Consider the following 10,886-nt stretch of genomic DNA (forward strand, 5'->3'; position numbering starts at 1 on the left):
AGGCGTGGCGGACGCGCGGCGCACCGCGCGGGGCGGCAGGCTGCTCGGCGCCGGTGTCGTCGCCGCGGTGGCGTTGTTGGTCGTCGGCCTCGTGCTGGCCTTTCGCGGCTATCACGCGCAAGCCGGGCCGGAGGGCGTCGTGCGCAGCTACTTCGCCGCCCTCGCCCGGGGGGACGCTCCCGCCGCGTTGGCGTACGGCACGGTGCCCGACGGGCCGCGCACCCTGCTGACCTCGCCGGTGCTCGCCCGGCAGCAGCATGCGGCGCCGTTACACAAATTCTCGGTGACAGGTGACGATCGGCACGGCAGCACCGCCAGCGTGCACGTCCGGTACGAACTCGACTTCCCCGGCAGTCCGCAGCGCGTGACGTCGACGGTGCCCGTGCGCCGGCACGGGGACGTGTGGCGACTGACGTCGGTCGCCGTCGCGACCGAACTGCGTACCGACACCGCTGCGCAACGCATCATCGGGCTCGGCCCGGCGCCGGCCGGCGGCGAGTCGCTGCTGTTCCCCGGCGCGCTGCCGGTGTCCTTCGACACGCCCCTGCTGGCGCTCGACCCGACCAGCGGTCACGTCGAGTTCGGTTCGTCGACCTCGACCGACGTCGACGTCGTCGCCAGCCCCCGGGGGCAGACGCAGGCACGGACGGCGGTGCACGCCGCGCTCGTCGCGTGCCTCGACGGGCGGGCCGGTCCGGGCGACCTGATCTGCCCGCAACCCAGCGAGCGGTACGTGCCCGGCAGCCTGCGCGGCACACTCGTCGCCGGCGGCGCGCCGCTCGAAGTGGTGGTGGCCAACGACGCGGCGGGCATTCTGCAGATCTCCGGCACGGTGACGGTCAACGGCACATGGCAGCGGCTCACGTTCGCCAACCAGGCCATGACCGGCCACGGCCGGGTGCAGCTGTCGGTGTCGGCGCGGGCGTATGCCGTCGAGCCGCTGCGCACCGTGTGGGCCGACACATGAGACGGGTACAGCGGTGCGCGTACGCGGTGCTGGTGGCCGCGCTGTGCGTCGTCGTCGCGCCCGGGCAGGCGCAGGCGACGCCCGGGCCGCCGGCGGCGCCCGAGTACTGGTTCGACACCTGGCACCTGACGTCGCTGTACGCGCGGGGTGCGACCGGCCGGGGCATCACCATCGGCGAGATCGACACCGGCGTGAACGCGGCGCTGCCCGAGCTGCGCGGCCGCGTGCTGTCCGGCACGGATTTCGGGCAGCACGGCAACGGGCAGGTCGATCGTGAGGTCGACGGGTTCGGGCACGGCACCGCGATGGCGTCGATCATGGTCGCGCGGCGCGGCCTGCTCGGCATCACCGGCATGGCGCCGGACGCACGGATCCTGCCGATCGCCGTGCCGCTCGACGGCACCACGGACGAGAACCGGCCGGACGACCTGCCCGGCGCCATCCGGTACGCGGCCGACCACGGCGCCAAGATCATCAGTATGTCGCTGGGCAGCCAACGCACGCCGAGCGCCGACTCCGAACCGTGCCCGGACGACGAGCAGGCCGCGATCTACGACGCGCTGCGCAAGGGCTCGATCGTCGTCGCCGCCGTCGGCAACACCGGCCCGTCGCGCAACGTCGTCGAGGAGCCCGGCGTCTGTCTGGGCGTCGTGTCGGTCGGCGCACTGGACCAGCGCGGCGCGCTCGCGAGCTTCTCCACCCGCCAGCCGTACCTGACCCTGACGGCGCCCGGCGTCGCCGTCCCCTCGCTCGGTCGCACCGCCGGCCAGGCCTACTCGGGGAAGGGCACTTCGCAGGCGACGGCCATCGTCTCCGCCGCGCTCGCCCTGGTGTGGTCGAAGTTCCCGGCGCTGTCCGGTGACCAGATCGTCGCCCGGATGCTCGCGACGCTGGACGACCGGCGCGCGACCCCGAGCAGCACGTACGGCTACGGCAAGCTCGACACGAACCAGGCCGTCACGGCGCACGTGCCGGCGAACGCGCCCGACCCGGTGGCGGCGGCCGCCGCGCCGTTCATCGCACGGCAGAAAGTGCTCGCGCACTCCGGTCTCGGCCCTGCGCCCCGGCGCGCGACGCAGCAGCTGCCGATGGGCACATTTCACGTCGGGTCGACGTCGAACGCCGACACCGAACTGCTCATCGGTCTCGGGATGTCGATCGGTGGCCTGATCCTGCTCGTTTCGCTGCTCGCGATCGGGCTCGTCGGGCCGCCGCGGCGCCGTCAGTTCGTCGGCGCTGCCGGACCCGGCCAGCCTCGGGACGACGGCGGAACCGGTCAGCCCGGTCCCGCAGCGTGACGGCGGTCAGGCGCGCAGGGAGCGGGCCGCGCGGTTGACCGCGCTGACGACCGCGCGCAACGACGCCTGCGTCGTCGATTCGCTGATGCCGACGCCCCAGTAGACGTTGTCACCGATCTCGATCTCCAGGTACGCGGCGGCCTCGGCGTCCCGGCCGGAGGTCAGCGCGTGCTCGGCGTAGTCCAGCACGCGCACGTTGATGCCTCCGTAGCCGAGGTCGATGCCCGACAGCGCGTCGCAGAACGCCGACACCGGGCCGTTGCCGATGCCGTGCAGTTCGTGCTCGACGCCGTCGACTACGACCGTCGCGGTCACCCGCTCGGCACCTTCGTCGCTGCTCGACGACGTACGCACCAACGACACCGCGCCCGGGGACAGGTACTCGCCCTCGAAGATCGCGTACATCCGCTCCGGCTCGACCTCGCCGCCCTCGTTGTCGGTGAAGCCCTGGATGACGTGGCTGAACTCGATCTGCAGCCGCCGCGGCAGGTCCAGCTTGTGGTCGACCTTCATGATGTAGGCGACGCCGCCCTTGCCGGACTGTGAATTGACCCGGATGACCGCCTCGTACGTGCGGCCGACGTCCTTCGGGTCGATCGGCAGGTAGGGGATGTGCCACGGCATCTCGCCCGGGGCCTTGCCCGCGGCGTCGGCCTGCCGGGTCAGATCGTCGAAGCCCTTCTTGATCGCGTCCTGGTGCGAGCCGGAGAACGACGTGTAGACGAGGTCGCCGGCGTAGGGGTGCCGCTCGTGCACGCCGATGCGGTTGCAGTACTCCGCGGTGCGGCGGATCTCGTCGATGTCGCTGAAGTCGATCATCGGGTCGATGCCCTGGCTGTACAGGTTCAGCCCGAGCGTCACCAGGTCGACGTTGCCGCTGCGCTCGCCGTTGCCGAACAGGCAGCCCTCGATGCGCTGCGCGCCGGCCAGCACCGCGAGCTCCGCGTCGGCGGTGGCGGTGCCGCGGTCGTTGTGCGTGTGCACGGACAGGCACACGTGCTCACGGCGGGAGAAGTGCCGGCTCATCCACTCGATCTGGTCCGCGTAGACATTCGGCGTCGAGCGCTCGACCGTGCACGGCAGGTTGACGACGATCTCGCGGTCGGCGTCGGGCTGCCAGACGTCCATGACGCCCTCACAGATCTCCAGCGAGAAGTCGAGCTCGGTGTCCATGAAGATCTCGGGCGAGTACTCGAGCCCGAACTCGGTGCCCGCGAGATGGATGTCGGCGTACTTCATGATCGCCTGGACGCCGTCGACCGCGACGGCACGGCACTGCGCGCGTCCGTCGCCCTCGAAGCCGAACACGACACGGCGAAAGACCGGCGCGGCGGCGTTGTACATGTGCACGGTCGCCTGCTTCGCGCCGATCAGCGACTGCACGGAACGCTCGATGAGTTCTTCGCGGGCCTGGGTGAGCACGGATATGCGCACGTCGTCGGGGACCCGGCCATTCTCGATCAGCGAGCGGATGAAGTCGAAGTCGGTCTGGCTCGCAGCCGGGAAGCCGACCTCGATTTCCTTGTAACCCATGCGCACGAGCAGGTCGAACATCGCGTTCTTGCGGGCGGCATTCATCGGGTCGATGAGCGCCTGGTTGCCGTCGCGCAGGTCGGTGGACAGCCAGCGCGGCGCGGCGGTGATCGACTTCGTCGGCCACTGCCGGTCGGGCAGGTCGACGGCGGGGAACGGCGTGTACCGGTGGCAGGGCATGCCGGACGGCTGCTGGACGAACGAGTTGGTGCTCATGACAAGACGGCTCCTGTGATCGCGATGCTCTCGATGAGGTGCGGTCGGCAGGACGGCGGCCCGCGGCGAGGGGCCGACCGGTCGGCGTTACGCCGAACCCAGTGCCTCGTCGCGGCCGGCAAGGAGCAGGCGTGCGCGCGTCATGGTGTTGCCAGGCTAACCGAGCCCCCGTGCCCGGGCCAACCCGCACATTCCGCTTCTTGCATGCCGGGATGACCATGTCCGGGCAGGAAATCTGGTATTCCCGGCATGCAAGAAGGTAGCTGGGGGTGGCGTGGCAGGGTGCTCGGGTGAGCGGAATCCGGGTCCATGCCTTTGGTGACGACGCGCTGGGCGAGCACGACGCCGTCGCGTTGGCCCGACTCGTGCGTGACGGGCAGGTCAGCGCCCCTGAACTCGCCGACGCCGCGGCCGCGCGCATCCGGGCCGTCGACCCGCAGCTGAACGCGGTCGCCCGCGAGCTGTTCACGCAACCGCGGTACGCGCCGGGATCGAGCGGCGCGCTCGCCGGCGTCCCGACGTTGATCAAGGACAACACCGACCTCGAGGGCGTGCCGACGAACCACGGCAGCGAGGCGTTCACCGCCCGGCCGGCGAAACGCGACGACGCCTACACCCGCCAGTTCCTCAGCAGCGGCATGACGGTGCTGGGCAAGTCGCGGCTGCCCGAGTTCGGCCTGAACGCGACGACGGAGTTCCGCACCGCGGAGCCCACCCGCAACCCGTGGCACACCGACTACTCCGTCGGCGCGTCCTCGGGCGGGTCTGCCGCGCTGGTGGCGGCCGGCGCGGTGCCCATCGCGCACGCGAACGACGGCGGTGGCTCGATCCGCATCCCCGCCGCCTGCGCCGGGCTCGTCGGGCTCAAACCGAGCCGGGGCCGGCACCTCGACGGCGAACAGGCCCGGCACTTGCCGATCAACATGGTGTCCGAAGGCGTCGTCACGCGCACCGTGCGCGACACCGCCGCCTTCGTCGCAGCCACCGAGGACCACTGGCGCAACCCGAAACTCGCGCCGATCGGCCTGGTGCTGGGTCCCGCGCAGCGCCGGCTGCGCGTCGGCCTCGTCCTGGAGTCGCTCACCAGGGCGCCGGTGGACGAGCCGACCCGCGCGGCGGTCGAGCGCACGGCACAACTGCTCGAGGACGCCGGGCACCTCGTCGAACCGGTCGAGTTGCCCATGGACGACCGGTTCGCCGACGACTTCACGCAGTACTGGGGTCTGCTCGCCGACCTTGCCGTCTCCACCGGCAGGCTGACCTTCGACCGCTCCTTCGACAGCGCGCTCGTCGACGGCCTCACCGCGGGGCTGCGCGCGCACCACCGCAGGAATCTGCGGCGCACTCCGGGCGCGCTGCGCAGGCTGCGGCATGCAGCTCGCGACTACGCGGCGATGTTCGCCCGGCACGAACTCGTGCTCTCGCCGGTGCTCGCGCACGCCGTGCCACGGCTGGGGTTCCTCTCGCCGAACGTCGCGTTCGACCAGCTCATCGCCCGGCTCACCGACTACGTCTCCTACACGCCGTTGAACAACATCGCCGGAACGCCGGCGATCTCGCTGCCGCTCGGCTCGTCCGATGGCCTGCCGGTCGGCGTGCACCTGTCGGCGGCCTACGGCGACGAGCGCACCCTGCTCGAGGTCGCCTTCGGGCTGGAGGCTGCCGCCCCGTTCGCTCGCATCCAGAACTGAGTGTGCGTTTTCCGTCGTCGCGGCCAGCCGCGACCGCGGAAATCGTCGTCGCGCAACGCTCCAGCGGCATCGATCCGTTGGTACGGTGCGGACGTGAGCGACAAGCGCAACGTCACGAACTTCATCAACGGCGAGGCCACTGAGGCCAAGGACGGCCGCAAGGCCGACCTGATCAATCCCGCGACGGGCGAGGTCTTCGGCTCCGCCCCGGTGTCCGGCGAGGCGGACGTCGACGCCGCGTACTCCGCGGCGACGACCGCGTTCGAGGCCTGGCGCGACACGACGCCGAGCGAACGGCAGCAGGCGCTGCTGAAGTTCGCGTCCGCGCTGGAGGATCGCGCCGAGGACCTCATCGCCGCGGAGTGCGAGAACACCGGCAAGCCGACCGAGCTCATGCGCACCGAGGAGATCCCGCCCGCCGTCGACCAGATCCGGTTCTTCGCGGGCGCCGCCCGGCTGCTCGAGGGCCGCAGCGCCGGGCAGTACATGGGCGGCTTCGAGAGCTACATCCGGCGCGAACCCGTCGGCATCGTCGGTCAGGTGACGCCGTGGAACTACCCGTTGATGATGGCGGTGTGGAAGATCGCGCCGGCGCTGGCCGCGGGCAACTGTCTGGTGATCAAGCCGAGTGACACCACGCCGGTCAGCACGGTGATGATGGCCGAGATCGCCGCCGAGTTCCTGCCCGCCGGCGTGTTCAACGTGGTGTGTGGCGACCGGGACACCGGCGCCGCTGTCGTCGGACACAAGACGCCGGCGATGGTCTCGATCACCGGTTCGGTGCGCGCCGGCTACGAGGTCGCGAAGGCCGGCGCGGCCGACCTGAAGCGCACGCACCTCGAGCTCGGCGGCAAGGCGCCGGTTGTCGTGTTCGACGACGCCGACCTCGCCGACGCCGCGGAGAACATCGCCGTCGCGGGGTATTTCAACGCCGGTCAGGACTGCACCGCGGCAACCCGGGTGCTGGCCGGCCCGCGCGTCGCCGACGACTTCGCGCAGGCGCTCGCCGAACAGGCACGCAACACCAAGATCGGAGCTCCGGACGACGACGACATCCTCGCCGGCCCGCTCAACAACGCCAACCAGCTCGACCGGGTCAGCGGCATGCTCGGCCGGTTGCCCGACCACGCGAACGTCCTCGCCGGCGGCGCGCGCAAGGGCGAGCGCGGTTACTTCTGGGAGCCGACCGTCGTCAGCGGGCTGCACCAGGACGACGAGGTCATCCAGGACGAGATCTTCGGCCCGGTGATCACTGTCCAGCGTTTCGACGACGAGGACGAGGCGATCCGCTGGGCCAACGGCGTCGAGTACGGGCTGGCGTCCTCGGTGTGGACGAAGGACCACGGCCGGGCGATGCGGATGACCCGAGCGCTCGACTTCGGCTGCGTGTGGGTCAACTGCCACATCCCGCTCGTCGCCGAGATGCCGCACGGCGGGTTCAAGCACTCCGGCTACGGCAAGGACCTGTCGGTCTACGGGCTCGAGGACTACACGCGCATCAAGCACGTCATGCATAACGTGGAGAGCTGACGATCATGTGCGCCAGACGTCGCGGCAACGCGCCGGAATAGCCTGAAGCGCATGGCCACCACCGACGTCGTCGCAGAACTCGTCGGCACCATCTACTCCGTCGACGTCGCCACCGGTGCCGTGGTCGCGGTCGGCGACCCGATCGTGGTGCTGGAGTCGATGAAGATGGAGATTCCGATCCTCGCGGAGGTGCCCGGAACCGTGCGCGAGGTGTTCGTCGCCAAGGGCGACAACGTCATGGAAGGCGACGTGCTCGCCGTCATCGAGGAGCAGACATGACAACAACGGCGCACAGCGTGCAGCAACGTCGGGACCTGCGCACCGAGATTCCCGGGCCGCGTTCGCGCGAGCTGCACGCGCGGCGCTCGGCCGCGGTGTCCTCCGGCGTCAGCAGCGGCCTGCCCATCTACGTCGAACGTGCCGGCGGCGGCATCGTGGTGGACGTCGACGGCAATCAGTTGATCGACTTCGGCTCGGGCATCGCCGTCGTGTCGGTGGGCAACGCCGCGCCCCGCGTCGTGGACGCCGTGCAGCAGCAGGTCGCGGAGTTCACCCATACCTGCTTCATGGTCACGCCGTACGAGGGCTACGTCGCCGTCGCCGAGCAGTTGAACGAGTTGACGCCGGGCACGCACGACAAGCGCAGTGCGCTGTTCAACTCCGGCGCCGAGGCGGTCGAGAATGCGATCAAGATCGCTCGCACGGCCACCGGCCGCAGCGCCGTCATCGCGTTCGACCACGCCTACCACGGGCGGACGAACCTGACGATGGCCCTGACGGCGAAGAACATGCCGTACAAGCAGGGTTTCGGGCCGTTCGCGGGCGAGGTCTACCGGACGCCGATGGCCTACCCGTTCCGCTGGCCGACCGGCCCGCAGCACTGCGCTGACGAGGCGTTCGAGATGTTCGTCTCCAACGTGCACACGCAGGTCGGGGAGACCAACACCGCGGCCGTCATCGTCGAGCCGATCCAGGGCGAGGGCGGCTTCGTCGTGCCACCGCCGGGGTTCCTGGCCCGCGTCGCCGACTGGTGTCGTACGCACGGCATCGTGTTCATCGCGGACGAGATCCAGACCGGGTTCTGCCGCACCGGCGACTGGTTCGCCTGCGATGCCGAAGGCGTGGTGCCGGACCTGATCACGACGGCCAAGGGGATCGCGGGCGGGCTGCCGCTCGCCGGGGTCACCGGCCGTACGGAGCTCATGGATTCGGTGCACGGCGGCGGACTCGGCGGTACCTACGGCGGCAACCCCGTCGCGTGCGCGGCCGCGCTGGGTGCGATCGAGACCATGCGCACCGAGGACCTGTGCGGCGCGGCCCAGCGCATCGAGTCGGTCATGGCGCCGCGGCTGCACGCGCTCGCCGGCGAGCACCCGGCGATCGGTGACGTGCGCGGGCGCGGCGCGATGCTGGCGATGGAGCTCGTCGAACCCGGCACGAAGGAACCGGACCCGGCGCTGACCGCTGCGGTGGCCGCGGCGTGCCACCGCGACGGGCTCGTCACGCTGACCGCCGGGACGTTCGGCAACGTGTTGCGCTTCCTGCCGCCGTTGGTTATCGGTGACGAACTGCTCACGGAGGGCCTCGACGTGCTCGCCGCTGCGTTCGCGGCCAACGCCTGACCGACTGCCCGTCACTCGCTGTAACGGCGGAAAACATTGCCGTACAGCCATTTGTCTTCGTGTGAACTTGAGATAAATTTATTAGCGCTCAAGGTGAGTGCATGCCGTAGGCGCCCGGAGGTGCGACGTGGTGCGTCCCGCACCGAAGGTCGCACGCCCGTTGCCGGCCATGCCGTCGACGGAGACCGAACCCCCGTCGATCATCGGCGAGATACCGATCCTCGCCCAGCCGCGGTGGATGCTGCAGTACCGGATCGTGCTGCTCGTCCTGGATGTCTGCGCCATCGTGCTGGCGACGCTCACCGGGTATCAGGTGCGCTTCGGCACCCGGCACGACCTCGCCACCGGCTTCTCCTTCGTCTGGCTCGCAGTCGGCATGACACTGGCCTGGCTGGTGGCCTTGCAGTACTGCAACGCCTATGAGATCCGGCACCTGGCCACCGGTCCCGAGGAGTCGAAGCGGCTGCTGCGCGCGAGCGGGCTGACGCTCAGCCTGCTCGCCGTCACCTGCTACGTGATCAAGACGCCGTTGGCGCGTGGGTTCGTCATCGTCGTCATACCGCTCGGCGCGCTGCTGCTGGTACTCGAACGTGCAGCCATCCGGCGCGCCGTCTCGTCCCGCAGGCGGCACGGCCGCTGGTCGCACCGCATCATCGCGGTGGGAACCACCGAGTCGGTCGAGGAGCTGGTGGCCGTGACCGAGCGGGCGCGCAACGCCGGGCTGCAGGTCATCGGCGCCTGCGTGCAGGGTGCGCCGGCCGGGTCACGGTTGCCGTCCGGCGTCCCCGTCCTGGGCGGCGTCTTCGATGCGGCCGACCAGGCCGAGGCGACGAACGCCGATGTGGTGGCGGTGACCGGCAGCGGCCTCGGACCGGTCGGTGTGCGCGAGCTCGGCTGGCGCCTCGAGGGCACCGGACGCGGTCTGGTCATGGCACCGGCGCTGACCGAGATCGCCGGCACGCGCATGCACATCAGTCCGGTCGACGGGCTGCCGCTGGTCTGGCTGGAACAACCGCGGATGGGTCGGGTCCCGCAGCTCGTGAAGCGCAGCATGGACCTGCTCGGCGCCTTCGTGGCGCTGGCGATCCTCAGCCCGGTGCTGCTGCTGAGCGCGGCGGCCGTCAAGTGCACGTCGCGCGGCCCGGTGTTCTTCCGACAGCTTCGCCTGGGTTACAACGGCAAGGAGTTCTCCATCCTGAAGTTCCGTTCGATGGTCGTCGGCGCCGAGGACCTGCGCGCCGACATCCTGGAGATGAACGAGCAGGACGGCGCGGGCGTGCTGTTCAAGATCCGCCAGGACCCGCGGGTCACCCGGGTCGGCCGCGTCATGCGCAGGCTGTCCGTCGACGAACTGCCGCAACTGCTGCAGGTGGTCACCGGCGACATGTCACTGGTCGGTCCACGACCCCTCGCGGCCGAGGACTCCGTCTACACCGGGTCGGCGCGGCGCCGGCTGCTCGTGCGTCCGGGCATCACCGGGCTGTGGCAGGTGAGCGGCCGCTCGGAGCTGAGCTGGGACGACGCCGTGCGCATGGACCTGTACTACGTCGAGAACTGGAGCCTCGGTCTCGACCTGACCATCCTGGCGCGCACGCTCGCCGCCGTGCTCACGAGCCGCGGCGCCTACTGAGCCCGGTGAGCGATCGTTGCCGGTAAACGCTCACGCAGCGGCCGGTACCCTGAAGGCTCCGCCGATAGTCGTTCGAAGGGCACAGCTGTGGGTCTGGTCGTGCAGAAGTACGGCGGCTCCTCCGTCGCCGACGCCGAGCGGATCAAGCGGGTCGCCGAGCGCATCGTCGCCACCAAGCGCGCGGGCCACGACGTCGCCGTCGTCGTGTCGGCGATGGGCGACACCACCGACGAGCTGATCGACCTCGCCGAACAGATCGTGCCGGTGCCCGAAGGCCGCGAGTTCGACATGCTGCTCACCGCCGGCGAGCGCATCTCCATGGCGCTGCTCGCGATGGCGATCAACTCGCTGGGCTATCGCGCGGAGTCGTTCACCGGCTCGCAGGCCGGAGTGCTGACG

8 protein-coding genes and 1 pseudogene are annotated in these 10,886 nt (G+C 70.4%); 8 read left to right on the top strand and 1 reads right to left on the bottom strand.

Annotation, left to right across the window (positions count from 1 at the left end; translation table 11 throughout):
• Positions 1-4 precede the first annotated feature (4 nt).
• Together ACFFCN_RS07980 and ACFFCN_RS07985 are read left to right on the top strand one after the other, a co-directional pair.
• A complete protein-coding gene (locus tag ACFFCN_RS07980; RefSeq protein ID WP_375490611.1) occupies positions 5-967 on the top strand; it encodes a hypothetical protein in 963 nt (320 codons plus the stop codon).
• Complete coding sequence (locus ACFFCN_RS07985) at positions 964-2,265, top strand: S8 family serine peptidase (protein WP_375490612.1); 1,302 nt, start codon at positions 964-966, stop codon at positions 2,263-2,265. The genes ACFFCN_RS07980 and ACFFCN_RS07985 overlap by 4 nt, the downstream gene beginning before the upstream one ends.
• Before the next feature lie 6 nt (positions 2,266-2,271).
• Here ACFFCN_RS07985 and leuA read toward each other — a convergent pair whose 3' ends face one another.
• Positions 2,272-4,014: a 2-isopropylmalate synthase gene (gene leuA / locus ACFFCN_RS07990; protein WP_375490613.1), complete on the bottom strand. Its 1,743-nt coding sequence runs from the start codon at positions 4,012-4,014 to the stop codon at positions 2,272-2,274.
• A gap of 290 nt (positions 4,015-4,304) precedes the next feature.
• On the opposite strand from leuA, the gene ACFFCN_RS07995 reads away from it, so the two are divergent.
• The 6 genes and pseudogenes from ACFFCN_RS07995 to ACFFCN_RS08020 form a co-directional block, all read left to right on the top strand.
• Positions 4,305-5,705 carry an amidase gene (locus ACFFCN_RS07995; RefSeq protein ID WP_375490614.1) on the top strand — a complete coding sequence of 467 codons (1,401 nt, stop codon included), beginning with the start codon at positions 4,305-4,307 and terminating at the stop codon, positions 5,703-5,705.
• Positions 5,706-5,798: 93 nt separating this feature from the next.
• Positions 5,799-7,235 carry a gamma-aminobutyraldehyde dehydrogenase gene (locus ACFFCN_RS08000; RefSeq protein ID WP_375490615.1) on the top strand — a complete coding sequence of 479 codons (1,437 nt, stop codon included), beginning with the start codon at positions 5,799-5,801 and terminating at the stop codon, positions 7,233-7,235.
• 51 nt (positions 7,236-7,286) lie between these two features.
• The gene (locus ACFFCN_RS08005) at positions 7,287-7,514 is read left to right on the top strand and encodes a biotin/lipoyl-binding carrier protein (RefSeq protein ID WP_375490616.1); all 228 of its coding nucleotides are present in this window, start codon (positions 7,287-7,289) and stop codon (positions 7,512-7,514) included.
• On the top strand, positions 7,511-8,857 hold the full coding sequence (gabT, locus tag ACFFCN_RS08010) for a 4-aminobutyrate--2-oxoglutarate transaminase (protein ID WP_375490617.1): 1,347 nt from the start codon (positions 7,511-7,513) through the stop codon (positions 8,855-8,857). Before ACFFCN_RS08005 ends, gabT begins: the two co-directional genes overlap by 4 nt.
• Positions 8,858-8,987: 130 nt before the next feature.
• Positions 8,988-10,487, top strand: coding sequence for a sugar transferase (locus ACFFCN_RS08015; protein ID WP_375490618.1), 1,500 nt, complete (start codon positions 8,988-8,990; stop codon positions 10,485-10,487).
• A gap of 87 nt (positions 10,488-10,574) precedes the next feature.
• A pseudogene (locus ACFFCN_RS08020) lies at positions 10,575-10,886 on the top strand (aspartate kinase); the annotation flags it as partial.

The sequence above is a fragment of the uncultured Jatrophihabitans sp. genome (assembly GCF_964246335.1).
Lineage (GTDB): Bacteria > Actinomycetota > Actinomycetes > Mycobacteriales > Jatrophihabitantaceae > Jatrophihabitans.